The sequence below is a fragment of the Endozoicomonas elysicola genome, from assembly GCF_000710775.1.
Classification (GTDB): domain Bacteria; phylum Pseudomonadota; class Gammaproteobacteria; order Pseudomonadales; family Endozoicomonadaceae; genus Endozoicomonas; species Endozoicomonas elysicola.
Genome location: NZ_JOJP01000001.1, coordinates 94,356 through 120,382, shown reverse-complemented (window position 1 = coordinate 120,382; position 26,027 = coordinate 94,356). Strand labels below are relative to the sequence as shown.

Annotated in this window: 20 protein-coding genes and 2 tRNA genes; 8 read left to right on the top strand and 14 right to left on the bottom strand. The window is 46.4% G+C overall.

The window, feature by feature from the left end; translation table 11 throughout:
• Positions 1–77: 77 nt before the first annotated feature.
• The 5 genes from GV64_RS00520 to GV64_RS00500 form a co-directional block, all read right to left on the bottom strand.
• A complete protein-coding gene (locus tag GV64_RS00520; RefSeq protein WP_020582495.1) occupies positions 78–509 on the bottom strand; it encodes a EutP/PduV family microcompartment system protein in 432 nt (143 codons plus the stop codon).
• On the bottom strand, positions 509–880 hold the full coding sequence (gene eutS, locus GV64_RS00515; protein WP_020582494.1) for an ethanolamine utilization microcompartment protein EutS: 372 nt from the start codon (positions 878–880) through the stop codon (positions 509–511). The genes GV64_RS00520 and eutS overlap by 1 nt, the downstream gene beginning before the upstream one ends.
• Before the next feature lie 64 nt (positions 881–944).
• Positions 945–1,418 carry a cupin domain-containing protein gene (locus GV64_RS00510; protein WP_020582493.1) on the bottom strand — a complete coding sequence of 158 codons (474 nt, stop codon included), beginning with the start codon at positions 1,416–1,418 and terminating at the stop codon, positions 945–947.
• Positions 1,419–1,452: 34 nt separating this feature from the next.
• The gene (locus GV64_RS00505; RefSeq protein ID WP_020582492.1) at positions 1,453–1,716 is read right to left on the bottom strand and encodes a hypothetical protein; all 264 of its coding nucleotides are present in this window, start codon (positions 1,714–1,716) and stop codon (positions 1,453–1,455) included.
• Entirely contained in the window at positions 1,713–1,982 is a 270-nt protein-coding gene (locus tag GV64_RS00500; protein ID WP_020582491.1) for a EutN/CcmL family microcompartment protein, read from the bottom strand. Before GV64_RS00500 ends, GV64_RS00505 begins: the two co-directional genes overlap by 4 nt.
• 538 nt (positions 1,983–2,520) lie before the next feature.
• On the opposite strand from GV64_RS00500, the gene GV64_RS00495 reads away from it, so the two are divergent.
• From GV64_RS00495 to GV64_RS00475, 5 genes are all read left to right on the top strand, one after another.
• Complete coding sequence (locus GV64_RS00495; RefSeq protein ID WP_020582489.1) at positions 2,521–3,300, top strand: nuclear transport factor 2 family protein; 780 nt, start codon at positions 2,521–2,523, stop codon at positions 3,298–3,300.
• A 128-nt stretch (positions 3,301–3,428) separates the two neighbouring features.
• Positions 3,429–4,391, top strand: a complete 963-nt coding sequence (locus tag GV64_RS00490; protein WP_026258246.1) for an MBL fold metallo-hydrolase — start codon at positions 3,429–3,431, stop codon at positions 4,389–4,391.
• Positions 4,392–4,592: 201 nt separating this feature from the next.
• Complete coding sequence (locus GV64_RS24610) at positions 4,593–5,396, top strand: hypothetical protein (RefSeq protein ID WP_152553879.1); 804 nt, start codon at positions 4,593–4,595, stop codon at positions 5,394–5,396.
• Positions 5,397–5,516: 120 nt separating this feature from the next.
• Positions 5,517–5,592: transfer RNA gene (locus GV64_RS00480), tRNA-Phe, on the top strand.
• Positions 5,593–5,629: 37 nt separating this feature from the next.
• Positions 5,630–5,705: transfer RNA gene (locus GV64_RS00475), tRNA-Phe, on the top strand.
• Between the two features lie 126 nt (positions 5,706–5,831).
• Here the strand turns inward: GV64_RS00475 and GV64_RS00470 are convergent.
• From GV64_RS00470 to GV64_RS23475, 3 genes are all read right to left on the bottom strand, one after another.
• Positions 5,832–7,235 carry an ATP-binding protein gene (locus GV64_RS00470; protein ID WP_020582679.1) on the bottom strand — a complete coding sequence of 468 codons (1,404 nt, stop codon included), beginning with the start codon at positions 7,233–7,235 and terminating at the stop codon, positions 5,832–5,834.
• Positions 7,236–7,408: 173 nt separating this feature from the next.
• A complete protein-coding gene (locus GV64_RS00465; protein ID WP_020582678.1) occupies positions 7,409–8,080 on the bottom strand; it encodes a response regulator in 672 nt (223 codons plus the stop codon).
• Between the two features lie 51 nt (positions 8,081–8,131).
• Entirely contained in the window at positions 8,132–9,109 is a 978-nt protein-coding gene (locus GV64_RS23475; protein ID WP_157237001.1) for a class I SAM-dependent methyltransferase, read from the bottom strand.
• Positions 9,110–9,512: 403 nt separating this feature from the next.
• On the opposite strand from GV64_RS23475, the gene GV64_RS00455 reads away from it, so the two are divergent.
• On the top strand, positions 9,513–10,364 hold the full coding sequence (locus GV64_RS00455) for an SDR family oxidoreductase (protein ID WP_020582676.1): 852 nt from the start codon (positions 9,513–9,515) through the stop codon (positions 10,362–10,364).
• Between the two features lie 45 nt (positions 10,365–10,409).
• Here the strand turns inward: GV64_RS00455 and GV64_RS00450 are convergent, their stop codons facing one another.
• From GV64_RS00450 to GV64_RS00440, 3 genes are all read right to left on the bottom strand, one after another.
• Positions 10,410–11,756 (bottom strand): FAD-dependent oxidoreductase, encoded by a 1,347-nt coding sequence (locus GV64_RS00450; RefSeq protein WP_020582675.1) that lies wholly within the window; start codon positions 11,754–11,756, stop codon positions 10,410–10,412.
• A gap of 136 nt (positions 11,757–11,892) precedes the next feature.
• Positions 11,893–12,165, bottom strand: a complete 273-nt coding sequence (locus tag GV64_RS00445) for an oxidative damage protection protein (RefSeq protein ID WP_020582674.1) — start codon at positions 12,163–12,165, stop codon at positions 11,893–11,895.
• Positions 12,166–12,237: 72 nt separating this feature from the next.
• Positions 12,238–13,716, bottom strand: a complete 1,479-nt coding sequence (locus tag GV64_RS00440; RefSeq protein ID WP_020582673.1) for a protein adenylyltransferase SelO — start codon at positions 13,714–13,716, stop codon at positions 12,238–12,240.
• 86 nt (positions 13,717–13,802) lie between these two features.
• Here GV64_RS00440 and GV64_RS00435 point away from each other — a divergent pair, with 86 nt between their 5' ends.
• Positions 13,803–14,915 carry an oxidoreductase gene (locus GV64_RS00435; protein WP_020582672.1) on the top strand — a complete coding sequence of 371 codons (1,113 nt, stop codon included), beginning with the start codon at positions 13,803–13,805 and terminating at the stop codon, positions 14,913–14,915.
• A gap of 67 nt (positions 14,916–14,982) precedes the next feature.
• A complete protein-coding gene (locus tag GV64_RS00430; RefSeq protein WP_020582671.1) occupies positions 14,983–16,095 on the top strand; it encodes an oxidoreductase in 1,113 nt (370 codons plus the stop codon).
• Positions 16,096–16,188: 93 nt separating this feature from the next.
• Here the strand turns inward: GV64_RS00430 and GV64_RS00425 are convergent, their stop codons facing one another.
• The 3 genes from GV64_RS00425 to GV64_RS00415 form a co-directional block, all read right to left on the bottom strand.
• The gene (locus GV64_RS00425) at positions 16,189–22,272 is read right to left on the bottom strand and encodes an autotransporter outer membrane beta-barrel domain-containing protein (protein ID WP_020582670.1); all 6,084 of its coding nucleotides are present in this window, start codon (positions 22,270–22,272) and stop codon (positions 16,189–16,191) included.
• Between the two features lie 492 nt (positions 22,273–22,764).
• Positions 22,765–23,850 (bottom strand): A/G-specific adenine glycosylase, encoded by a 1,086-nt coding sequence (gene mutY, locus GV64_RS00420; RefSeq protein WP_020582669.1) that lies wholly within the window; start codon positions 23,848–23,850, stop codon positions 22,765–22,767.
• Between the two features lie 69 nt (positions 23,851–23,919).
• Positions 23,920–25,953, bottom strand: a complete 2,034-nt coding sequence (locus GV64_RS00415) for an AsmA family protein (RefSeq protein ID WP_020582668.1) — start codon at positions 25,951–25,953, stop codon at positions 23,920–23,922.
• Between the last annotated feature and the right edge of the window lie 74 nt (positions 25,954–26,027).

Below are 26,027 nucleotides of genomic sequence, written 5' to 3'. Positions count from 1 at the left end.
CTCCCTGATGTTTTAAACATTGAGGGTTGTGATTCTAGAGTGAAGTCAGCTGTTTAAAAACCACTGCATGAGTAAATTCATGTATTGGCCTGGAGAAAGGCTTTTAAGGCATCCATACCGTCTCCCGTCACAGAGCTGATCTCGAACAGGGTTTTGATACCCGCCGCTGTCAGTGCTTTTCGAGAGAATTCCGGATCGGCTTTTTCACTGTCGATCTTGGTAATAATGCCAATTACTTCACGATTGAACATACTGGCAAAGCCTGGAGGGATCAGGTTCTGCTTTCTTGAGCAATCATGAATGACAGCAATCAGTTCGTAGTCAACAGACGATGACATCAGTGCGGCATAAAAACGACGGTTTTCAATAAACTCCCCAGGTGTATCGAGTATGAAATCGCTGTACTCCATGGCCTGGGTTTTTTTGTACTTCAACTCCTGCCCATAGAGAGCCTGAGTTAATGTGGTTTTGCCTGAGGTGGTCGAGCCCACCAACATCATCTTTTTCATCAGGAGCGGGTAACCTGCGTAGGGGAGAACTTCAGGTTGTCCCTGAGCATATCCATGGCTGCATTCAGTCCAGCTTCAACACTGCCTACATCGCCAGTAATCACCAGGCAGCCAGAGAAACGATCCAGAAAACCGATTTCAACACCAGCCGCTTTGGTTGCAACATCTGCTGCAATCATTGAGGCTTCGCTGGGGGTGATGGTCATAATGCCGATAGCGCTGATGGTTTCAGCATCAAGGCCCAGTTTGATGACCAGGTCTTCCTGAGGGTGAGCAATCAGATGCGCCAGAGTGACCTGTTTACCCGGTACGTACTCCTGAATGATGCGCTCTTTCTTGTCGAGAAGGTTTTCCTGGAAGTTGCCACTCATGATTATTTACGACTCTTTTCTTGCAATTGATATGGCTGACGAAACGCCAGCCATATACGATTCATTACTGTTGCTTCTGGCGTGCAATCTCTTCCCAGTTAGCAGGGTAAGCGACAAACATAAAGCGGGCGAAGTCCGGGGCGCTGAACTGGATCGTTGATCCCTTTGGAATAAACATCACATCGCCGGCATGGCCAACCACTTCACGGCCGTCAATAATAATTTTCAACGTACCTTCTACGATGTAATCCACTTCGTCGTACTCCAGAGTCCACTCAAATGTGGTCTGGTGGATTTCCATCATGCCGCAGCCCAGACGAGGGCTTTCATCCAGATCAAGGATGTCGGTGATAAACACTTTGTCACCAGGGTTGCCTGTGTCAAAAGGTTTGCACTTGACGGTTGGGGCCTTGATCACCGCAACACCGGAAGGATCGGCGTGCTTCTCAAACTCAGGGGCAGCGGCCTGCTTGGTCAGCTGTTCAGCCACCACTTTACGGATGATTTGTTCCAGTGCTTCCGGGGTAATCTGATTCATGGTCAATCTCTTGAATACGATGTGAAAAACAGGATTATTTGAGCAGGCGCTTTAATACTTCCTGCTGAACTTGTTCGATATGCTCTGGGGAAGAGATATGGAATTCCCCGATAAGGAGCTGATGAATGCGCTTTTTCAATACTTCTACTGAGCTGGACTGGGAGCTTCGGATAACCTGAATGCCCTGAATTTTTGCCAGATCATCGGCTCCAGGAGAAAGCAGCATGCCTTTTTCAAGGATGAGGCAACCATCAGAAACGAAGTCGTGAAGATTGTTGCGGGTGATGAGGCGGCTCATCGGCTCACCTCCATGTTGTCCACAATACCAACAATGGCTTCATCAACCGGGCCTTCAGAAGGGCGTATGGCTCTTCGGGCAGCACCACCTCGGGCGACTAGAACAATGTCACCAATGCCGGCGCCAACGGTATCAACGGCAACCAGTGACTGACCGGTTTCCTGTTCGCTGGGGTTGATCAGCTCGACGATCATTAATTTGAAGCCACTGAGACCATCCTGTTTGCGGGTGGCCCAGATGTTGCCAGTTACCTTGCCAATCAGCACTTGCCATACTCCCGGAAAATGGTTGGGCTCGAAATTTCAAGGTTGAACATTAATACAGGGGTTGAAAAGCTCAGTTGACGAAAGTCAGTTTTCCAGAAATCAGAAAATTAACCTGGATCAATATTTGGGCAGTTTTTGAGGTGTGCCTGGGTGTCATTGGGTATCTTACCAGAGGGGGCTGGGCGCTGATTCCATATCCACTGTTTTTGTCCTGGGACATGATTGTGGTTTGGTTGAGGCCGTGAACAGGCTTTCTCAACCAGTACTCCACTGTCTAGCCACGCTTGGGCAAGGTATCTTGGAACAAAGCCTATGCTGAGACCAAGCTGAAATCATTGGTGTTCGACTCACCTTGATCAAGCGTTTGGTTTGAGTTTCTCTCTGCTTCGTCTAGCCTTTGTTCATACTATTTATTCTATTTTTCTCTCTATATGAATGATTTCACCATCAGATGAGCTGATGGTCATCATTTTCCTCTTTTGATGTGTTGATGGATTTCCTTAAAAACCATTGCCTGTTGATGGCACAGGAGGTACAGATGACGCTGACCAACAAAGAAAAAGTGGTACAACTGCTGAAGGGGCTGGAAACAGGAGACACCAGTGCGTATACATATATAAATCCCCAGAAGTATGTGCAGCATAACCTTGGTGTTGCGAACGGTTTTGATGGATTCAAGGCATTGATGTCTGACCTTCCGAAGGGCAGTACAAAAGTGGATGTGAAGCGGGTCTTCGAAGATGGAGATTATGTCTTTACCCACATGGATTATGACTTTTTTGGGCCTAAGGTAGGCTTTGATATTCTTAAGATGGAAGATGGTTTGATTGTTGAACACTGGGATAACCTAATGGAAAAAGCGACTTCTCCCAATGCCAGTGGTCACACCCAGACGGATGGTTCAACAGAGATTACTGATCGGGACAGAACGTCAGAAAACAAAGCACGGGCAGCAAGCTTTGTAAAAAACGTTTTGATGGAAGGGCAGTTCGATAAGATCAGCGAGTACATTACCCCCGGAACCACTCATTACATTCAGCACAGCCCATTCATTACCGATGGAGTTGAGGGTTTACAGGCTGCAATAGAGCACATGGCAGAGCAGGGGGTTACCATGGAGTATAAGAAAAACCATAAAGTGCTGGGTGAAGGTAATTTTGCATTGAGTGTCAGCGAGGGAGAGTTCGCAGGCAATCATGTGGCGTATTATGACCTGCTTCGTCTTGAGGACAATAAGATAGTAGAACACTGGGGAGTGATAGAAACGATACCGCCGGAGTCAGAGTGGAAAAACAACAACGGTAAGTTTGGTTTCTGACTCGAGATGCTTTGATTATAAAAAAGGCACTATTGATGGTGCCTTTTTTACCACTGCCTCATGATCAAACTGGCTGGGCTATATTGAGCTGGGTAATAAAAGCTTCCATCTCAGAAAGGCAATTTCTAATGACGAAAAAAGCATTTGCATCTTCAGGAGACCTTGAACAAAAAAAAGAGACACTGGAAGTGCTGGCGGATGGCGTTTATGCCTTTACCGCCGAAGGTGATCCCAATGTCGGGGCCATTGAGGCGGAAGACTTTCTCATTGCGTTTGAGGCTCGGGCAACGCCAAGAGCTGCGTCTGACTGGCTGAATGAACTCAGAAAGCATACGACCAAACCTATTAAGTACCTGGTTTTGTCTCATTATCATGCGGTCAGGGTGTTGGGTGCGTCCGCCTTTTCAGCTGAATCGATTATTACCCACGAGAACACCAGATTCCTGATTGACGAGCGAGGTATGGATGACTGGGAAAGTGAGTTTCGCCGTATGCCCAGACTGTTCCGGGAGCCTGAGGGAATTCCGGGGCTGACCCACCCTGATATTGTCTTTAACGATCGATTGGAAATCCTGCTGGGTGGGCTTCGGGGAAGTCTGGTGCTTGAATACTGTGGGCGAGGCCATACGGCCGGAGACATTTGTGCCTGGTTGCCTCAGCATAACATTCTGTTTACCGGTGACCTTGTTGAAGCACAGGCTGCACTCTATACCGGCGATGCTTTTCATTTTGACTGGTCCACAACCACCCTGGATAAGGTAAAAGCCTACGGTGCAGAGACCTTGGTCGGTGGCCGTGGAGCGGTTGTTCATGGCCGGGATCGTGTTGATGCCGCTATCGAACAAAGCCGTACTTTTCTCAAGACCATGATTGATCAGGTAGGAGCGGTTTATAGCAACAAGGGGACGTTAAAAGAAGCGTTTGCTGCCTCTCATAGAAGTCTGGCTCCTCAGTATGGTGGCTGGCCCATTTTTGAGCACTGCCTGCCATTTGACGTTCAGCGCCTCTGGGATGAATTTGATGGTATCGACTGGCCAAGAATATGGACTGCAGATCGGGATCAGGAAGTTTGGGATAAGTTACAGGATTGAACCGGATATGTGGGTTGCAGAAGTCTCCCGGAATGTATCTTCGCGAAAGCTATTGAGTGCTTGCTTGTTGGTAGCATGCAGTCCTATTTCTTCTATACTATGTTTTGCATTTTACGTGCAAAGAGCTTCTTTCGTTAGGGATATCGCAAATTTTACGAATAGATCAGTGATTAATTAGAAAAATATTCGGGTTGTCAGTAAATGCCTTCTGCACTAGATACAACCGTAACACTTACACCATTATCAGGGACTTCTTCTCGGGATACTGCTGCTTCTTATTGTGCTGCTGGCACTGATTGGGCATCTCGTCGTGTTCATGGGGTAACTTCAGCCGGAAGACTATCGATCAATCAGCAACAAATCAGTACCCATGTTTCTGCTCCTTCCTTTTGTGTAGAGGGAAATGCTTTAGTTCTTCGTGCCAGGCAGGCTGTTGTCTCCAAAATAGCGAAAGGACAACCAAATGGTTATGTAAGTTATTTCTTGGAGCAGTATCAACAGCCTCATGACGATTCATTTAGAAGGTGTGAGGCGCTAGCCGGTATTGATCAATACAGCGTTCAACTTAAGTCCAAATTAAAGTTCCATGCTCGCTTATGGGATTACGGTTTTTTAATACAATCTTTGATACCAGCGACCCAGAAACTAAGTCTGACAAGCATTGAATCAAAGGATACGCAGCAGTTTCTAAGTTATGTGAAGGCAAAAACAGTAGAGTCCTACCCTTTGGTTGAGCTTCCCCCCATCGGAGTTGATTTAGATGATGCTGTTGATCGCTCTTTTGTAACCACCCAAAGGCATTTTTCTGAGGCTGAGGTTGTTTACATGTATATGCAGCGTGAAATAAGTCTTGTAGGTAGGGAAGGGACTCTGGCAAACAGAATTAAATGTGTTTTTGATGAGCAAGCTCAACATCAGTTTTTGGACTCTTTGAAACAGATACGTGCTACCTTGCGAGAGCGGTATTTAGAGTTCAGGGGAGCTGCTTGCTCGGAAGTGACCTAGGATTATCTGGTGTTTTTGCTTCCCTCTCTCCCCTTCGGATGACCATAAAAGTTTATATATGACTTGACTCATCCAGATGAAATCCGTTTAATACGCCTCGCACATCGTTTTGCAGTTTGTGCCTGGATAGCTCAGTTGGTAGAGCAGCGGATTGAAAATCCGCGTGTCGATGGTTCGATTCCGTCTCTAGGCACCATTATTCTCAAGTTTGATAAGATTTACGTGCAAATTTTGCCTGGATAGCTCAGTTGGTAGAGCAGCGGATTGAAAATCCGCGTGTCGATGGTTCGATTCCGTCTCTAGGCACCATATTACAGCCATGAACTGAAAAAGAGTAAAGCCTCAAGCATTTTTGCTTTGAGGCTTTTTTCGTTGTGTGATTGTCTATGTTTTCTAACGAAAAGAGTTTGTGTAAACAGGCTACCTAACAAACGCTCACTGGCTCTTGGCTGGGTAAGTATTAAACTTCACGATAACCTCCAGCCCACCCAGCAGTCTTGAAGTACCAAGTTCAATGCTCGCGCTGTGAAGCTCAATAATATGGGCAACAATCGATAACCCAAGACCAGCGCCCTCCACGCCGGAAGTGTGTCTGTCGGTATCGGCACGGTAAAAGCGATCAAACACTCTTTGTCGCAGCTTTTCTGGAATTCCTGGGCCAGAGTCACTGATGCTCAGGGTAACCTGTTCACTGTGGCTGGTAATCATCAGTTTGATCGTGCCCTCTTCCGGTGTGTAGAGGATCGCGTTTCTGACAAGGTTGCTGATCATAATTGAAAGCCCTGAGGCATCACCCTGAGTGACCGCTGGTTCATCACCTTCTAGCATTATCGTCTGTCGTTTATCCAGAACCGGTTGAATATTATCGGCGATTACTTTCTGGCAAATTTTATAAAGGTCGGACTCCTGAAAACTGGCAAAGTAAGCATCCGGTGTGGTTCTGGCCAGGACGAGCAGTTGTTCTACCAAATGAACCATGCGATGGTGCCCTTTCAGGGACAGTGCAATGGCTTCTTCTCTTTCATGCCCTTGCTTGCGTTGGGCATTTTGCAAATGCACCCCTAAACCGGCCAGTGGTGTCCTCAGTTCATGGGCTGCATAGCCTACAAATCGTCGCTCTCTATTGAACGCATCGGAAAGTCTTTTAAGCAGCTGATTGATCGAGCTGATTAAGGGAACCAGCTCTTTCACCGGATTATTGATGGGAACCGGGTGAAGGTCATTGGCCTCTCGACGTTTCAGTTCATTTGCTAAAACCGTGATAGGTTGCAAGCCTTTGCTGACCAGCCAGCCGATCATTAGAAAAACAACAGGCAGTGTGAACAGGAATGGGAGAATGCTTTTCAGGGCAATGATTCCACCCATTTCACCACGAATGTCTCCTCGTTGAGCGGTAATGATCCAGCTGTTTTTGCTGGTGATGTGCAGGGTAAAAACTCGCCAGTCATGTCCATCGGTGGTGATGTTGCGAAAACCTTCAGTCAGAGGGAACTCCCAAAAATCTGGCGTATTTTCCGAATGAGCCAGCAGCTGCTTATTTTCTGTGAAGATTTTGAAGAACAGTTTTCCCTCATATTTGTGTCCGCTGGTCCCTGCGGCTGCACCTTGCCAGTCTTCAGGCTGAGTCTGGATCGGAACCGTAATAACTTTCTTTTCCTTGAGGTCTCCTGCGAGCAGTAGACTCAGTGCCCGGGCATATTGAACCAGCTGGGCATCCTGCAACTCTTCTGCCTCTAGATAGCTTTTATGGTAACTCCAGGTCATCGTGACCAGCTGAGCCAGTGCCATCGTAGACAGAAGGCCCACAATCAGGAATCTGCGAATCGAATTTTGCTTCATATACCCGTCGCCTTTGAAGTTGCTACTTTGTTGGCTGCATTCGCTCACTGGAGCGCCAGCCCGGCCCTGTCACTTAGTGTGTCTAGGCTCCTGGTGCTTCGTTCACTTGCCGCCGCGTAGCAACTCCAAATCCTTTGGGTATAAGGACAGCCATGAGAGGGATAAACAACACGCTATTTCACAACCAGCCAGCCAACGCCGCGAATAGAGCGAATGAAGTCAGAGCCTGTTTTTTTACGAATGTTATGGATGTGAACATCCACTGAATTGCTGGTGATTTCTTCGTCCCACTCATACATCTGGTCTATAAGCTGTTCACGTGAGAATACCCGGCCAGGACTGTTCATCAATGTGCGTAGCAAGGCAAATTCGCGCCTTGGCAGGGAATAAGTTTTATTGCTAACGGACACGGAGTAGCGTGTGGTATCCAGGGACACAGAGCCAACAGTCATGATGTCAGAGGAGACTGGTTTCAGCCGGCGTTCAAGTACTCTCAAGCGTGCCTGCAACTCTTCAACATCAAAGGGCTTGGTCAGGTAATCATCTGCACCACTGTCCAGTCCGAGCACTTTGTCGCCAATGGTATCTCTGGCGGTGAGTACCAGAACAGGCAGTGTAGCCGTGTCACTCTGTTTCCCCTTGATCAGCTGAAGCAGGTCGACACCATCCATATCGGGCAATCCGAGGTCAAGAATAACCAGGTCTGGTCGAGAATCCGGGTTACGAATTATCTGTAAAGCCTGTCGTGCAAGCGTAGCCAAAGTGACTGAACAGTTATCATCCGCAAGGGCACTCTGAATACCACGGGCCAGTAAGTCATCATCTTCAATCAGAAGAATGTTCATAGCTAATGACCTTTATGGTTAAGAAATGTCGCTTGAGGCTTTGCTACCATTTTATCCGTTCTGGGTTAACGGTACTTTCAGCTCATTTAATCGGGGCAGTGTTGTACTACCCATCTGAGCTGGCAAGAATTGATCCAGAATCTCTTTGGGACGAAAATTTCTTGCTTTACGCTCCTTCATTCGTTCTGCCAGCTTTCTGAATGGCTTAACCAGTCCACGCCCTTGAAACAGATATTCAAGCCAGCCTTTCTGGCTCAGGCGTTGCCTGATATTTACGACAGATGTTGTCTCTGGAAGCCTGAGTCTTGAAGGTGCCTGTTTAGCCCGGAACAGAATTTTCAGATTAGACGCTGTGTCTATCATAATGGCATCAAAATACTGACTGGCTGCTGCCGTCAGCGTATCAATACTGAAATAGTAGAGGTGGGCTTTAAAATAAATATTATGGGGTGATGCATCCCGAGCCTCAATCCACGGTACTTCAATCAGAAGGTATCCTTCTTCACTCAGCAATTGGTAGAGCTGCTGAAAAGCGCTCTGTGGTGAAGGCAGGTGTTCCAGTACATGGAACAGCGTGATCACATCATACTGTCCGGTTATACGATCCAGGTTGCCGGTGCTGATATTGCACTGATATTCGTTCCGGGCATATTCTGAATAGCCCTTGTTCGGCTCTACGCCTCTGGCGGCAAAACCGGTTCTGTCCGCAAGGTAGGTAAACTCACCCCCTCCAGCGCCTACATCCAGCATACGACCACTTTTTACACCGGCACTTTTCAGAAAATTCAGACGTTGTAATGCCGTTTTTCCTGCTCGATAGACATGCTTTGCTTTTGGCGTATAAACACCTTTGTAATCCTGCCGGTATTCATGATGGTAATACCGGTTCAGTTCTTCCTCATCAGGAATGCTGGTCTGCTGGATAAGCCCGCAGGTATTACAGATGGAAATGTTCAGTGGTTCAGAGCTTTTTGCATCCTTACTGGATATCAGTTCCAGAACATCGCTGTTGCATAGTTGACAAGACATAAGCCTGCTGAGCCTGTAATTGAAGTTGTCATCAGAAATTGGAGTGATGGTTTTATCCATCAGTCTCAGCAGCGTAACTGAGCAAACTTAACGCAGAATTAAGGTATTTTTGATTCATTGCATAGGAGGATAAATGAGCCACTGTGAATAGCTTGATAGGGTTACAAATAGAGGATTATGGTTGTTGAATAGTGAAGCTTTCGGAGCTCTCACTATGTCTTGACTACAATTGGGTAAGAAAATGTACTGATGAGCTCTCAAATACTCATGGTATTTGGTGAGCGATAAGCAGATATAAATATCTCGAACTCTTTATTTTGAATTATCTGTATTAATTTATAACTTAACGACGGATGTCTTGCTTTTATTCCGGAATAAAAACGCTGAGATAAGAGGGCAGGTTATGATAGCGGTTACAGGTGCAAATGGTCAGCTCGGAAGTCTTGTTATCAGTAGTCTGCTGAGCAAAACAGATGCCGGTAATATTGTTGCTCTGGTCCGAGAACCTGAAAATGCACTGAATCTGAAAACGTCTGGCGTGCACGTTCGTAAAGCTGATTACAATATCCCGGAGACACTGATTCCGGCATTGTCAGGTGTTGAGAAATTACTGCTGATTTCAGGGAATGATCTCGGTCATCGTGTTGCTCAACATAAGGCAGTGGTTACAGCAGCAAAAGAGGTCGGTGTAGAACTATTTGCTTATACAAGTCTTTTGAAGGCTGACCATTCAGCAATGGCGATGGCTGAAGAGCATAAACTGACAGAAGAGGCAATTAAGGCGGCTGGCCTGCCTGCAGTGATTTTGCGCAATGGCTGGTATACCGAAAACTATACCCGGAGTTTGAATTCTGTATTAAGTACCGGTGTTGTTTATGGGGCTGCAGGTAATGGGAAAGTCTTTGCTGCTGCCCGTGAGGATTATGCAGAGGCAGCATCCGTTGTGTTGGTGTCGTCAGAGAGCCAGATTGGCAAGGTATATGAGCTGGCTGGTGATCAGGGGTTTACCCTTGAACAGTATGCTGCAGAAATTTCCAGACAGTCTGGCAGGAATATTGTGTATCAAGATATGAGTTGTCAGGAGTATACCGACTTCTTGAAGCAGGCAGGAATTCCTGAAGAGTATGCTGTTTTTCTGGCTGATGCTGAAATGCAGGCGGGAAATGGCTGGTTAGCGAATGACAGCCACACACTGAGTATGCTTATTGGACGGGCAACTACGCCTATGAGTGAATCAGTCAGGGCGGCTCTTTAGTTTATAGTTATTCCCTCGATAAAGATGGAATAAAGTTATTTATCCTCACTGTTGAGACAGCGCTCTTTTTAATACACTCTTTATGAGTGCATCTTTCTGAATGCTGTCACCTTTGTTTTCAGGGGCTTTATGGAAGAAGTCCAGCCAGAAGCTGACAATACGGCGAATGGTCTTGGGTCTGATTGAAAGATCATGGTCGCCTTTTATAAAACTACCGCCCAGTACCACTTCCATCCATTGGCCATCCAGCGTATAGCGTAGAAACACATAATTGGATCCTCCGGCCCAGAACCCATACCGGCTGATCTCCTTCACTTGTTCGGTTAGCTGCTTGGTAGGGATTTTTAATAAAACAAGATCGCCACGGATCGGTGATGAAGGTTTGCAGCCGAAGATAGAGCAGGCACCATGTCCGCTGGCATTAATCACAATCGTCTTGCTGCCAGTATTAAAGTGCTGGCTGAGTTGTTCAAAACTATCCATCAGCGCTTCAGTCTGAACCAGCTCTACCCCTTCTTCAGATAGCCTTTTGGTCATGTGTTGCAGAACAGAGACGGTGTCTGTTTGAATGACGTTGTCAAAAGCAACGACCTGATCAAAGTGCAGAGGGCTTATAGCGCTCCCACTGTAACTTAAGCTATAGAACGAGCCTTGAAACGGATGCTCCGGGTAGAGGTTTAATGGACATAACTGGTTGATGGTTCGGATACCTGATTTATCTTCCATGGTTGTTTCATTTAGGGGCTGGTCATAAAACACCAGACTTCGGGTAATATGGGTTGCTGTATTTAAAGGTGGCGTCTGAGACCAGTTAAGCCATAGCTCCTGAGCACGTTGAATCAGGCTGCACCAGAGCGTATTGTTTGCCAGAGGCTCAATAGAAACAGGCATTACCCAGCCTCCGGCAGTCATGCTTGAGTAATTATCCGCCCTGGTGGGTTCTGATTTATCCGACATAATATCAGTGATGCCTTTGGGGTAGGCTTGGGCAACGAGCCGAACGGGTATATGTGGTTTATTGTTCCGGTTAAAAAATCGTCTGATTTCAAGGGCTGTAAAGATACCAATGTAGCCAGCGCCGAGAATGACGATCTCTGATGAGTCGGTTAGCGGGCTGTGATCAGATAAAACCTGCTCTCCAACCTGGCTTGCAATGTATTCGGCTACCGATGGAGCAAGGGTAAGACCTGAACCGCCAAAACCATAAGCATGGAAAACGGGTATTTCATGACTGGCAGAAAAGTGTCGGTCCCATTGCAGGACAGGTGCTCCAGTGTAGTGGCGTTGTCCGACAATGGCTTCAATATCACCGAATTCAAGAACCAGTCTGATCATTTCTGCAAGGTTTGGCATAACAAAGGTTGAGCCGTTGGCACTACTGGTGATGCTCATATACATCCAGACCAGAGAAGAGAATAAAGTAATAAGAGCATATCTGAGGATTGGGGTATTTCTAGGGAAAGGCATTGGCTATTCTCGTTATACGCTGAGCGAATAGAGAATAGCCAATGAGACAGGCTTGATATGATTATTTATCTTCAGGTACGTAGCCTTCAGCGGCATCAATATCTTCACCGGAGAAATACTTATCCATCTGTTCCATCAGGTATTGACGAGCCTCAGGCTTCAGCAGATTCAGGTGTTTTTCGTTGATCAGGCGAGTCTGGTGAGACTGCCATTCGGTCCATGCTTCCTGAGACACATTGTCAAAGACCCACTGTCCTTTTGGACCGGGTAATGGTGGCACCATCAGGCCTTCAGCTTCTTTTTTCAGTTTTACACATTGAACCATTCTGGCCATTGTTTTCTCACTGCGTCAGTTAATGTGGATTGAGGGTATCTTAGCGATAACGGTGCTGGATAGAAATCCATTCTAGGAAGAGCAACTGACTTCCAGCTTTTTTCCCCATTCCGGAGGTTCTGCTGCATAGTGCTCAAAGTCAGGGTGCTCATCAAAAGGGGCCCCAAGTACGGTCATCAGGTTTTCTACTTCCTGATAGTTGCCCTGCTCGGCCAGTTCGATGGCCTGTTGGGCAAGATAGTTCCTGAGAATAAACTTGGGATTGACTCGCTTCATGCGTCTTTGTCGATCTTCGTTACCCGTCAGGTCTCTTTTTATTCGTTGGCTGTATCTATCCAGCCATGCTGCTAACGATGGATGATTAACCAGTTGATGAAGTCTTTGACTGGCATGGTCTGAAGGAAAGTTACAAAGTGTTCGGAAGAACAGTGTGTAGTCGCAACGACTGTCATGTAATAGCTGGAGTAGATCGCGGATCAGGTCTGTATCTTCCTCTTCTTCTTCAACCAGCCCCAGTTTATCAAGCATCAGACGAGTATAGGTTTCACTATAAAGCTGAGGGTATTGATCCAGGGCTGTCTGAATCAGTTCTCCATCCTCAAAAAGAGGCGTAAGGGCCTGCCCGAGTCTACCGAGGTTCCAGTAGCCGATCTCTGGCTGTTGGCTGAAGGCATAACGACCAGAATGATCGGAATGATTGCAGATATAATGCCAGTTGAAGTCATCGATAAAGCCGTAAGGGCCATAATCGAAGGTGTCTCCAATGATGCTCATGTTATCGGTATTCATGACGCCATGAGCAAAACCTGAAGCCTGCCATTGAGCAATCAATGTTGCTGTACGACGGATAACTTCTGAATAGAAGCGTTGATAGCCCTGATCACTTCCTGATAGCACTTTCATACCTTCAAGGTCATGGAAGTTCTGCTCAATGGTGTAATCTGCCAGCTCTTTCAGGGCTTCGTACCGTTTGGTGTAAAAGAAATATTCAAAGTGACCAAAGCGGATATGGCTTCTGGCCAGTCTCAACAATGTTGAGCCTGCTTCAGTCTTTTCCCGGTAAACAGGGGTGTCACTGGTCACCACACACAGGGCTCGAGTGGTAGGAATACCAAGGTGGTGAAGTGCTTCTGAGGCGAGAAATTCCCGGATACACGAGCGGAGTACAGCCCTACCATCACCGAATCGGGAGTAGGGTGTCTGTCCGCCTCCTTTCAGATGAAGATCCCACTTTTCTCCCTCAGCGTTAACCAGCTCCCCCAGTAACAGCCCTCTGCCATCACCTAACTGAGGATTGTAAGAGCCAAACTGATGTCCGGAATAAATCATGGCCAGAGGTTCTGAACCCGGCCACGCAGTATTTCCAGAGCAGATCTGGGTCAGTGTTTCCCTATTTTCTGCTGAGTCTTCCAGGTTCAGAAGCTGTCCGGCTGATGAACTGTAGGCAACGAGTTTCGGGTTCTCCAGAGGCGTTGGATTAAGCCTTGTATAAAAACATTCTGACAAGCGTGAGTAGGTGTTATTAAAATTCTTGTCTTCAAGGCTATTCATCCCTGTACTCCCAAGATCTCTCAAAGTTGACTATTTTACTATGTTTCTATGTGTCATACATTCTCTTGAAGGGACTATTTGTTGTCATGGCCTATGATACAAGCGTTCTGTTCACCCCTTTTGCCTGTGGAAAACTACAACTGCCGAATCGAATTGTCATGGCGCCAATGACTCGCAATTTTGCTGACAACTGGCTGCCGACAGTAGAAATGGGAGAATATTACCGTCGCAGGGCCGAAGGAGGCACGGGCTTTATCATCAGTGAGTGTACAGCGATAAATCACCGCGCCAGCAATGCTTATGAAGGTGTGCCCATCTTTTATGGGCAGGCGGCGCTTGAACAGTGGAAGAAAATAGTTGATCAGGTTCACGTAGCAGGGGGTAAGTTTGCGGCACAGATCTGGCATTCAGGACCTGAACGCAGGTCAAACATTGGCCCAGCATATGGGGAACTTGGCGTTGGACCTGTTGATGTTTTTGAGGAGGGAGAACGGGTTGTTCGAGGTTTGGAAAAAGCTGAAATCCAGGAGATTATCGATAGTTTTGCTCAGGCGGCTCATGATGCTGAATCTATTGGTTGTGATGCAGTAGAGATTCATGGTGCCCATGGCTACCTGATTGATAAGTTTTTGTGGCACCGTTCAAATCAACGCTCAGATGAATATGGTGGGGAGTTGATCAACCGTCTGAAGCTTGCAGTGGAGGTTGTCAGAGCTATCAGAAATTCGGTGAGTGAAATGTTTCCGGTTATTTTCCGGTTTTCACAGTGGAAGGTTGATGACTACTCTGCCCATACGGCCTTAACCAGAGGTGACTTGGCTGTAATCATTCGGGCATTGAGTGAGGCGGGTGTTGATATCTTTCATGTCAGTACACGTCGGTTTTGGGAGCCTGCTTTTAACGATGGCCCTGAAACACTGGCACACTTATTTAAAAAGTTATCTGGAAAACCGGTGATTGCAGTCGGAAGCATTAGTTTGAACCGTCCGTTGATTCTTGCCCCTTCAGGGCAATTTATCGGGGCGGAGACGACATGTAATCTGGAGCCTCTTCTTAGTTCGATGCAAAATGAAGAGTTTGATCTCTGTGCGATTGGGCGATCACTGGTTGCCAATCCTGATTGGGCAAATAAAGTTTGGCAATGCGATTTTGAATCATTAAGGCCTTTTTCTGCAGAGTTATTAAACGAGTTGTATTAAGAAAAGCTGGCAGTCTTACTATGCTTATGTCGTGTCATACACTTTCATGAAGTGACTGGTTGTCGTTATGTCTCATGATACGCATGCTTTGTTTAGCCCTTTTACCTGTGGAAAACTACATTTACCTAATCGAATTGTCATGTCACCCATGACACGTAACTTCGCAGACCACTGGCTGCCGACAGAGGCTCTTGAGGCCTATTACCGGAGGAGAGCAGAAGGTGGGGTTGGACTGGTAATCTGTGGTGGGGCAACCATAAATCATAAGGCCAGTAATGGCTTTGAGAGGGTGCCAAGGTTTTATGGAGAAGATGCTTTAAGTCGATGGAAAAAGGTAGCTGAAGCAATACACAAGGCTGGTGGACACTTTGCACCGCAGATATGGCATGTGGGTTCACACCGAAGGCCTGGTATGGGGCCTGTTCCATCTGAGCCCGGGGTTGGGCCAATGGATATATACGAAAATGGAATACATGTTGTACGAGCACTGAAAAAGCCGGAAATTAAAGAGATTATTTCTGCTTATGCTCAGGCCGCTTGCGATGCAGAAGCCATTGGTTGTGATGCCGTAGAATTGCATGGTGCTCATGGTTTTCTTATTGACCAGTTTCTATGGCATCACACCAATCTACGCACCGATGAGTATGGTGGAATGCTTGAAAATCGGTTGAAATTCGCGGTTGAAGTGGTGAGTGCTGTAAGGCAGGCGGTCAGCAAAGATTTCCCGGTTATCTTTCGACTGTCTCAATGGAAGGTTTTTGACTATTCCGCACATATTGCTTGGAACTGTCAGGAGCTGACTATTATTTTGCGTGCTCTGGCAAAAGCCGGAGTGGATATATTTCATGTCAGCACTCGCCGTTTCTGGGAACCCGCTTTTAATGATGGGCCTGAGACATTGGCTACATTAGTTAAAAAGGTATCTGGTAAGCCTGTCATTGCGGTTGGTAGTATTGGCTTGAGCCGTCCATTCAGTAAGGATCAGGCTGGGCAATTTATGCAAGCTGGTGTTGAGTCTGATTTGAACCGCCTTGTAGGTGCTTTGGATAACAAAGACTTTGATCTCTGCGCAATAGGACGCGCACTCATTGCTGACCCTGAATGGGCGCATAAAGTCAGACAAGGGAATTATGACGCTATAAAACCTTTTTCAGCTGAGCTGTTAAAAGAGTTGTATTAAAAAATTACTTGCAGTTTTCGGGTAAGAAAGCCCCATATATAGAGGCTTTCTTTGGATGTTAGAGTCGTGTTGTCTGCAGCGCGGTTAGACTAATTAAAACTCATAACGAACTCTTGCGATGAACCCATCAACCTTGAAGTTGTCTGCCCAGTGGTGTGAGTAGCTGAAAGTAATCGTGGTATTGTTCTGAAGCTCCATATTAATCGTTGCATCAAATTGATAGCGGTTGGCATCCCTGTCAGCACCATTGATCAGAAAGTTTTCACCGCCTGCAACAAAGTGAGCAGTGATGGCAACCGGATCCTTTTTGAAATCATGAAAGCCCATCAACCCAAGTTCTGGTTTGATGACCATTGAATCGGTATTGATATCTCCGATCAGTTTCAGACCAGCTCCCAGCTCCATGATGTCATATTTTCCATTGTTGACCTGGTCATAAGATAAAAATGTCTGGGCAGGATCTCTGGCAGACTCGGTATAGTCATCAGTTTTGATGGTGTAATAATTAAAGGCTACCTGAGGCTGCCAGCTCCACTCATAGCCCAGAGGGTATGTGTACCCTGCTATCATGCCTACTCCCCAGCTTTGGGTATCGTACTTTGCATCATGCAGGTTTCCACCAACGTAGCGGTGTCCTTTGTTCTTGCCGAAGGAGTAACTCATTCGGCCATCAAAAAAGAAGTCATCTTCTATGTATGATGAGTAAAGACTGAAGATATGAGTATCAGTATCGATTTTGTTTCTTGAGCCATCTTTTCCTTCCACTTTCCCTTTTGCATAGGTGTAAGCAATACCCACTTCAATGTCCTGATCTTCCTCGAGAGGATTGTCTGCACCGATCGAGAATCCATTAGTTTTGGCATGGTACCCTGGAACATTGTCCTTAAGGTCTTGTGTTGCCTTGCTGTAAGAGTATTGAATCCAGGCTCCGCCACTAGAAAATATATCTCCGGTACTGATGCCTGTCCGTTTGCCGGACATCCGATCATCAAGGGTTTTGCCTGCGGCTTTCAGTGCGAGGTTGGCATTGTGGACAGCATGAGGAGACATAGCAGGAGCAAGTTCTGCAGCTTTTGCACTGTCCTTACCAGCTTTTACGTTTTGAACAACATGCTGGGTTAATTTTGCGCTGTTGCTGTCAGCTTTTGGGTGCTCAGTCTCTTCTTTATCAGCGGGCTTAGTGGCTGCCAGCATCATAGACCGAAATCGGCCAGGTACCTGGTTTGCACGGTGGTCAGCCTGGTTGGTGCTGGTAAGCAACATTCTCTTCGCATTGTGTGGGTCAACTATTGCGTCGTAATGAACATACAGCTCATTTTCAGCATCGACGTTGACAGGTCGGTTAATATTGGACTCCGTTGCCTCCATCAGAAGATATTGTTTGCCGATTGCTGGATCTTTAATGATAGAGCTATCAAAAATAAAATCAGCAGTAGGGCCAACGCCAATAGTATTGGCACTGACTATTGGTGCCTGCTGTGTTGTACCATCTACCAGCGGTTGAAGCCTTGCCGATTCGGGGTCGTGCTCGGTCAGCACCAGACGACCATCATGTTGATAGTTACCATCAATCGTTATTTCTGAAGGCGTCGTAACGGTGGCTCCCTGTCGAATATGAAATGTGGGAGATGACTCAGGTTGTACCGCCTCCCTGCTGGCTGATGGGCTGGAAACGATTGCCATACGGTCGGCCAGAAAATGCAGGTTGCCATTGACGCCAACAAGACCATTGGACTGAAGCAGGTTTCCTTCATAGCTATTCGTGCCATTGAAGGTGACATTATCGATATCGGATAACTGCTCTGTCACTCTTGTATCGGTGGCAATGAAGAGGTCGTCTTTCCCGTTGGCTCCTTTAATTGAGCCAATTGTGCCGCCAGTCTGTTCTATCGTGAATGCTGGCCGGCTATGAGCAGGAAGGAGGTTAATCTCTCCAAGTGTTCCTTTGGAGTTTACATATACTCTGTCATGGTCGTCAGTGAAGTCAGTAGCCAGCACACCTTTGCCTTCGGGTGTCATGCCAGAGAATAGAATGTTAGCAGCGCTGGCACCTTCATGAATGTTGATGTTTTTCGGGTTAGTTAATTGAACACTGTTCCAGTCAGAGCCGAAAATATCGATATTGGCAAATCCTGAGGCTTTTTTGAGTCGCCCATTTACCAGGGCCAGAGTGTCCTGTTTATCTTGACGGCCTTTTACTTCACCCGTATTACCACCGTGTTGAATAAAGTACAGAGAAGGGCGTTGGGTATCTGCTGAGAAATCCAGAGCGTTTAACTCACCCCGATTGTCGAGGAATTCATCGGCACCGGTTTCACCAAGGTTGGTCACAACAAATGCTTTTTTCTGGTCATAGGGTGAATCATCAGAAAAATACAGATGGAGTGCCTGATGTCTATTTGCATCTTGCTCGCTTGGTAGTGCACCGTCAGCAATAATAAGGTCTGTTGATCCATCGGGGGCAATGGTGAGTGTTTCCGGGTTGTTAACCAGTCCCCAATTGTGCCAGTCAGTACCATGAATCCAGATATTTTTTACAGAGTCAACGTAGCCCAGATTGGCTCCGTCGTTTATGTTGACCAGTTGTACTTGAGGTTTTGGCTGATTACTTTTGATATTCAGTGGACGATCTGGCGATGTCTGGATATTCAGCTTCGAGGGGGTATCTGATGTGTCTGAGGTTGGCTTGCTTTGGGAGTTATCGGAAACATTGACTTCGGCAATAGGGGCGTCGGCGGTTAAATCACGGGCGCTGATCCAGCCTTCAGATGAGAAATCAGAGGTATGTACCAACAGTTGCTCCACCGCTGGTGTTTCACCTTTAAGCTTTGCGCCTTCTGTTAGCTGCAGACTATCAATTTTTTTGCTGAATACGCTGACTGATTTATGTTCAGGTGTACCGAGCACCAGGTTATTTCCCAGTGGGCAGAGTTGTGGGTTGTTCCCAACCAATACATAGCCAAATTCGGTTTCTGGGGCGTAGACTCCATCGGCATTAATTATTCGGCCCAGTTCCAGAGCTTCGTTATCATTGGGCATTATATGCACAACACCACCTTGCAGTGATAGGTCTCCAAGGCTGGCTTGGTCGTGTACCTCTAACAGGCCCAATGCTCCACCTTTTGCAACATTAACAGGCATTCTCTGTCCGGCAGTGGTTTTTACCTGAAGGGTAAGGTCATTCTCTGTTGTATGTGGAGGTTCCTGAGGCCCATAAATCTGTAACAATGTTAAAATCCCGTTTTCATCAACGAGTATTTCTCTGGTGTTACTGAACTCACCATGAGCTCCCCAGTCTTTACCTGCCACGGCAACGGATTGAAGGTTATCAATATCACCTTTCAACTGACCTCCGTGGATGACCAGCTGGTCACCTTTTTCAGGGTTGCCAGTCAGTGCACCTATTTCGCCATCAATAATCTCAAACCGCATATCGGGTCGTTCTTTAAGACTGAAATTAAGCCCCGGAGTCACGACATCAGTTTTCAGAATCGTTTTTTCTGGCATTCTGTCGGAGAATGGCATGAAGGTAGGATTAGGTGTCTCATGTGCCTTATCGACCTTTTCTTTTTCCAGATCATCAACACTGACAGCATAAACATGCCCAATGGGCAGAGTGCTGCTCAGCGTCAATGATTCAAGGTCAGCAGGGAGTTCAACCGGGGCTGCTACACCGTCGAGGTTAAGATTAGAAACGCCATTCTGCAGAGCGGAACTGGTAACTGCCTGAACGGTTTCTGGAGATCCCCCTTTAAGCGTCAGTTCATCTTTTCTGTCTTTGTTTCCCCTGAGATCCACCGGCGTATCACTATTGTGAATGTAGTTTAGGGTTGGTCTCTGGTTGCCATGAGAGGCATCAACCGCAGTGATTGTACCGTTATTGATGATTCTTATTGGTTCGTCAGATTCTGTCTCGCTGAAGAGAAGCCCGAGGTTACCTTCGTGCCTGGTAGCAGATGTTCCGAGTGTAAGCCCTTGTACATGCGCAGAAGGTGACACTTCAATGTGTTTTGCATCACGAACTGGGCCGTAAGCGTGGAACGGTTGCTCAGCAGAGGCGGTGACGGTCAGTTTTTCCGGAGAGACCAGCTGGCCAAAACGGGCGCCATTGGCAATAGTGACTTCAGCTTTCCCCTCTGAACCATCAAACTCTGGAATAGGCTGACCTATTTTAATCTCGGACTCTGAAGGTGTTGCTACAACAAGGGTATTTGCTTTTGCTGTGGGACCATCTTCTGATGAAAAAGCAGAGTCCCTGAGAATAAGTGAGGTCTGTTCAAGCGCAGGCATATCTGAGTCACCACCTACTTCAGTGACCAGATGTTTTACGCCTCGGACAGGCGCTTTTACCTGCCAGTCGCCATCGGTTTGGGCTCTGATTCGATGCACATCCTCAATAATGTTGATTATCCCGTTTTCCAGAGACAACTCATCATTGCCTTTCAGGTGACCCGTCATCTGGCTCATGCTTCCCCCTTCCAGGGATATTCTGGCGGCAGGACGGTTATTGGTATCGGATAAATCAATATTGGTAATTCCTGCTTCGTTAACTTTGATATCAAAGCCGTTGGCAGGCGGGAATTTGTCGGTAAAGCTCAGCTGTAAAGTTTGTTCCTGGTCTTCACTTATATCACTTAACGTAAAATTTACGGTTCCTCCGGCAATGAGGGATTTTGGGTTGATGGCTGGCCGGGAGGCTGCCCACTTATCACCAGCAATATATATGAGTTCAAAATCTCTGATTTCTCCATTAACTGAAATTTTCTGGTTGATCTCTTCGGTCAGGGTATCCGCAGGATTGATCCTCAGGATATCCATGGGGCTGTTACCAATCAGGTTTCCCTGCAGAGTCCCTCCGCGAAGTTCAATCAGGTTCATATCATTACCGGAACCTTCAAGAAGTACCGAAGCATGTTTACCTTTGATATAGCTGCCGGGCGTTAAAATAGCGATATTAAAAGGGCCTGATCCGCGGATAGCGGCATTATCACTGATAACTGTGCCCGAGTTTTTAAGTCCACCTTTATGGAGGTGGATGCCCGTTGCCCCATCAATAGCGGTTATTGTGCCGGTATTCGCCATAAGACCGGCACCGACATCTACATTATCTGGATCATTGGATTGCGCTCTGGCTCCGGTTGAGTACGAGCCCGATATCTGAATGTTGCCGTGGTTTTTGATGAGACCGCTGTTATAGGACAGCATTCCGGTTCCCTGTCCTTTAATCGCACCATGCGTATCGTTAATGGCTCCTGACTTATAGTCATTACTGTGCTCATCCCAATCCTTGCCTGTCCCGAACCACTCAATATTTTGCCCATTGCTGACCATTCCTGTGCTTTCGGGATGGTTTAGAAGAATGATGCCATGGTTGGTTGCTGTCGTTTTGTTATCCGTTTCATGAAGTCCTGCAGTAGCTCTGATGCCTGTAGCTGGAGCATTAACCTCGATATTGCCATTATTTAATGCTGTACCTCCCTGAGCCTCTATTGCCGTAACGCCTTCTGTTGAGACAAAGATCGTGCCGGAATCAACATTAATTACAGAGGCATTTGACTCAGCTCTTATACCTGCAGAATTATCGATTATTTCTTGCGTTGCACCCAGTAAATAAATTGAACCCTTGTTGAGAAAACGGCTGTTGTCACCTTTTATATGTATTCCAGTATGAAGCCCTGGCTGGTCGGATGATGAGGTGGTATGAATTTCTCCAGTGGTTTCATTATGCACCTCAATATGATCACCAGAAGCCTTTATAAGGGTATCTTGCCTTTGAGTTGACTTCGAGAAGTCACCTCGAATAGCGCCATGGTTTCTTAGTATTGTTGGCTGAGATGTACTGCCTGAACTCAATTGAATATTGTGTAAGGCTCCGTCTTTGCTTGTTGGTGTGATGGTAACCTGTTTGGGAATCGTCTCAGTATTGCCTGTACCGATCGTTTTCGTTTGTTCAGGTGGCCAGTGGTATTGAGTGAAGTTTACGTTAGCTTGATCTTTGTCTGAACTTTCAGGCTGAGTGAGTGGCCTTTTCTGAAATTCAGCATTAACCGTGGAGGTATTACCAGAGTCATCTTTTTCAATTGCTGCATAGCTACTTTGAATCAATGTCGTAATTGCTGAAGTAATGGCGATCGCAAGTATTTTTTTATGGAATGTCTCAATGTCGAAACAACTCATTCTACAGATACCTCAACCAATGGGTTATACCATAGGGCTGAAACTCCTAACCGTATTTAAGTACCAGAATATATAAAATAATATTGTCTGATTTGTTGGGCTGCCGCTTTATTTCATTCTGACTGCCCAATGTGTCAGAAATATTTGATTCTATATAATCGGGTACTTATAAAAATAGCTTCAGAGTTCTTTTGAACTCTGATTGTACTTATTTGGAGAAGGTTGGGAGGTGTATGAAAGTCAGGCCAATGGTCATTTGAAATATGAATGGTATGGAAAAGGCTTTTTCTTACAAAATATTGTTTCTGCTTTAAAACTGAGTTTTTTGTTTTGTTTTTTTATAAAAAGCATCGTTTAAGGTGAAATAGTATTAGTGACTTAAATTCTACCGCGCCTTTTGCTTAAGTGATTGTAGGCGAGCAGAGGAATTAATCTTCTCTCCGTATATGAAGCTAATACCTGGTAACAAATATGGTTGCCAGGTAAGCAGAATTACAGTGTACGCTCTACCTTTTGTAAAAGTTTCTTTACCGGAGCTGCCAGTCCTAATTCAGGAGGTCGAGTCAGTGCAAACCAGCAATAGGCGTCACTGTCTTTTATCACACAATTCGTATTTTCTTCTGGATATTCAACAAAGGTAAGTGCCGGAGTAATGTCCAGATGGTAGTGGCTGAATGTATGGCGAAAAGGCTGCCAGATGTCATAGTCCCTTAACATCAGACCTGTTTTATCCTGAGCCTCTTCCGTAATCTGTTCAGGATCTGAAATTTCAGGAAAACTCCAGAGACCTCCCCAAATACCAGATGGCGGGCGTTTTTCAAGGAGAATCTCACCGTTCTGGTTGACTACCATAAGCATAATCGTAGATTTTTCCGGTTTGTCTTTTTTAGGCTTTGATTCAGGAAATAATCTCTCCTGCCCAAGTTTGTGGGCTATACAGCTGTCTTCAAGCGGACAAGCCTGACAGGTCGGTTTACTTCTTTTGCAAACAGTAGCCCCCAGATCCATCATCACCTGAGTGTAATCTCCTGTTCGACTTTCAGGTGTGAGTTTTTCAGCAATCTCCCATAGATCATTGGCGACACGTGTCTGTCCGGGCCAACCATGGATAGCAAAGTACCGGGTAAGTACTCTTTTTACATTACCATCCATAATTGGAGCCCTGATCCCCATGCTAATGGATGCAATGGCTCCAGCTGTGGATCGACCAATTCCCGGAAGCGCCATAAGTTGTTCAACTGAGCGGGGAAATGTTCCTGAGAACTCACTCACAACTTTTTTTGCGGCTTTATGCAGGTTTCTTGCGCGACTGTAATAACCGAGTCCACTCCAGAAATGGAGTACTTCATCTTCACTCGCTACGGCAAGGTCAGTGACTTCTGGAAATCGCTCCATAAACTTCTGGTAGTAAGGAATGACGGTCGTTACCTGAGTCTGTTGCAGCATGATCTCGCTGATCCAGACGCGATAAGGTGTTTTATTTTGCTGCCATGGCAAATGCTTGCGACCATGGGCATCGAACCATTTCAAGAGTCTCTGGCTGAAGCTATTGTCTGTATATGCGTCTTTTTGAGTCATTAAATTACAAAATCAGGTTTGCGATCAGCCTGTTGGCTGACCGCAGTAAAGTAGCTGTGAGCAGAAAAGCTATTTGAAGAAGCCTTTGAGTAGGTCTTTAACAGGCCCCTGTACTTTGTCTTCTATCTTCTTCTTAAGGCGGTTTTCTGCAATCTCCGCAATCGTTTCAGTAAGCCGTTTAACATCAATGCCACATTTCAGGTCACCAAGATCACCATGGCAACGAACAGGCCAGGTGACGTTGACATACTCCTTGTTGATCTGGCATGCAGGATCACTGTCAGGAGCTTCTTCTCCACGAATGTTGAGGCCCATATGATAGTCCAGTTGACGATCAACAAGATTTACGTATCCATCACCTTTCAGGTTCATATAAGCGAGAGCTGCGATCAGGTTATCGTTGGAAGCAATACCATTTTTGATTACGAAAGTGCCGCTCAGGTCAGTAAACTCGGTTGATGAGCCCCAATCGGTTGCTCTCAGCTCTTTCTTACGTATTTTGGCAACGCCTTCACACACCATTTTGTCAAAATTGGCATCAGTGAATACGCCTTTATCAATTTTGAATTCGATGTTGCCATTCAGATTTTTGGTAAGAACACTGGCGTATTGACCATGTGTATGAACCTTCATACCGGCATTCACGTCGCCCTGCAGTGACGCGAGGTCAGGAATGGGCTTTGACAGAGCTTCAAGGCTTATATTCTTCAGCACTGCGGAGGCTGCCATTTTTGGATTACCTGACTGACGTACATCCAGGTTAGACGTCATATCAATAGTGCCCTGATAAAAGCGGGAACCAATTTTTACTTCCTGCTTACCCTGGGCTGCCTTTATATCCACAGACGGCTGTTCAAAAATGAATTTGGCAACGGTGAGAGAGGCCAGCTTCATTGAGCCATCAAGATCCAGGCCGCGAAGCATTTCTTCCGGAATCAGAGGGTGCTCTTTGCCTGATGATGGTTTTTCTGAGCCCGATTGAGTTGACTGCTCTTCGTCAGGAGCTTCTGCATTATCAGTGGCAGGGGGGAGATAGTTATCCAGATTGAGATCATTGCCGGTAAAGCTGAACTGCATATCACCGCGGTCAATGCTGCTCATCCTGAAATTACCATCAAGGGTAAAGCTATCCAGCTGGAGCTGCAGCTTATCGGCGGTCAGGCTTTCACCATCGGTACTAAAGTGACTGTCAAAAGATAGCTTGTTTAAGGCTTTTGGGTCGGCCATGGGAGGAAGCTGTATCTTTATCTGGTTTAACAGGTTGGCAAGATTGAACTCTGCCACTCCCAGGTTGCCTTTAACCAGCATTGGGGTTTGCTGATATTGAACATTACCCACAATGCTCAGGCTTTCACCTTTGTTTACATCAGGTGTAGCACTGACTTTCAGGTTTTGAATGTCATAACGACCAGCTTCCAGGTTAAACGTCACCTCTCCACTGATCAGTGAATTTATGACGAGATCTGGAATTGTGATGTGGGCCTTTAATTTAAAATCAAAAGGCTGCTGATTGCGGATAGCACCGGTGGTTAAACTGGCCTGATCGATAATGTATTTCTGTTTGGATACTTGGTCATCGTAGCTGATCAGTAACCCACTGACATTGACACTGGCAATATCCAGTTTAAGAGGAGACGAGGCTGTTGCTGACTCGGGAGTTGAAGTAGAGGATGGCTCCTGCCCTCGGGAAGTCTGTTGTTCAGAGGGTTTTGGAGCACTGACCTGCCAGTTTCCCTTGCCTTTGGCATTCTTTACCAGTGTTAATTCAAGCCCTGTCAGTTCAAGGGTTTGCATTTCAATGCGTTTGCTTAACAAAGGAATCAACTTGACGCTGACGCCAGCAGAGCCCAGTTGAGCTAGCTGGGAGCTATTCGCTCCTTCTATAGATACATCCTCAAGAGAAAGACCAACCCATGGGAATATTGACCAGTCAATAGGCCCGTTAATACTGACTTTCAGTCCCGACTGGTCATAGACAAGCTGGGTGATTTCATCGCGATACTGGTTTGGATCGATAAAGCGTGGCAGGAGTGCCGCAGCGATAACACCCAGCAAAACCACCGCCGCCAGCAGAACGGCAATGAACTTGAGAATGCGGTTCATGGGAAGCCTCAGGATCTGAAGTTTGGAAGAGTTATAGTAACAGGCACCTATCTTACCCTGATACTTAATGTCAT

What these genes read in the sequence shown, in the direction of transcription:
- eutS (WP_020582494.1), bottom strand. Translation starts at nt 880, where the DNA reads ATGAGTGGCAACTTCCAGGAAAACCTTCTCGACAAGAAAGAGCGCATC.
- GV64_RS00430 (WP_020582671.1), top strand. Translation starts at nt 14,983, where the DNA reads ATGTCTCATGATACGCATGCTTTGTTTAGCCCTTTTACCTGTGGAAAA.
- GV64_RS00415 (WP_020582668.1), bottom strand. Translation starts at nt 25,953, where the DNA reads ATGAACCGCATTCTCAAGTTCATTGCCGTTCTGCTGGCGGCGGTGGTT.
- GV64_RS00450 (WP_020582675.1), bottom strand. Translation starts at nt 11,756, where the DNA reads ATGAGCATCACCAGTAGTGCCAACGGCTCAACCTTTGTTATGCCAAAC.
- GV64_RS00505 (WP_020582492.1), bottom strand. Translation starts at nt 1,716, where the DNA reads ATGAGCCGCCTCATCACCCGCAACAATCTTCACGACTTCGTTTCTGAT.
- GV64_RS23475 (WP_157237001.1), bottom strand. Translation starts at nt 9,109, where the DNA reads ATGTCTTGTCAACTATGCAACAGCGATGTTCTGGAACTGATATCCAGT.
- GV64_RS00435 (WP_020582672.1), top strand. Translation starts at nt 13,803, where the DNA reads ATGGCCTATGATACAAGCGTTCTGTTCACCCCTTTTGCCTGTGGAAAA.
- GV64_RS00510 (WP_020582493.1), bottom strand. Translation starts at nt 1,418, where the DNA reads ATGAATCAGATTACCCCGGAAGCACTGGAACAAATCATCCGTAAAGTG.
- GV64_RS00490 (WP_026258246.1), top strand. Translation starts at nt 3,429, where the DNA reads ATGACGAAAAAAGCATTTGCATCTTCAGGAGACCTTGAACAAAAAAAA.
- GV64_RS24610 (WP_152553879.1), top strand. Translation starts at nt 4,593, where the DNA reads ATGCCTTCTGCACTAGATACAACCGTAACACTTACACCATTATCAGGG.
- GV64_RS00470 (WP_020582679.1), bottom strand. Translation starts at nt 7,235, where the DNA reads ATGAAGCAAAATTCGATTCGCAGATTCCTGATTGTGGGCCTTCTGTCT.
- GV64_RS00465 (WP_020582678.1), bottom strand. Translation starts at nt 8,080, where the DNA reads ATGAACATTCTTCTGATTGAAGATGATGACTTACTGGCCCGTGGTATT.
- GV64_RS00520 (WP_020582495.1), bottom strand. Translation starts at nt 509, where the DNA reads ATGAAAAAGATGATGTTGGTGGGCTCGACCACCTCAGGCAAAACCACA.
- GV64_RS00445 (WP_020582674.1), bottom strand. Translation starts at nt 12,165, where the DNA reads ATGGCCAGAATGGTTCAATGTGTAAAACTGAAAAAAGAAGCTGAAGGC.
- GV64_RS00495 (WP_020582489.1), top strand. Translation starts at nt 2,521, where the DNA reads ATGACGCTGACCAACAAAGAAAAAGTGGTACAACTGCTGAAGGGGCTG.
- GV64_RS00425 (WP_020582670.1), bottom strand. Translation starts at nt 22,272, where the DNA reads ATGAGTTGTTTCGACATTGAGACATTCCATAAAAAAATACTTGCGATC.
- mutY (WP_020582669.1), bottom strand. Translation starts at nt 23,850, where the DNA reads ATGACTCAAAAAGACGCATATACAGACAATAGCTTCAGCCAGAGACTC.
- GV64_RS00440 (WP_020582673.1), bottom strand. Translation starts at nt 13,716, where the DNA reads ATGAATAGCCTTGAAGACAAGAATTTTAATAACACCTACTCACGCTTG.
- GV64_RS00455 (WP_020582676.1), top strand. Translation starts at nt 9,513, where the DNA reads ATGATAGCGGTTACAGGTGCAAATGGTCAGCTCGGAAGTCTTGTTATC.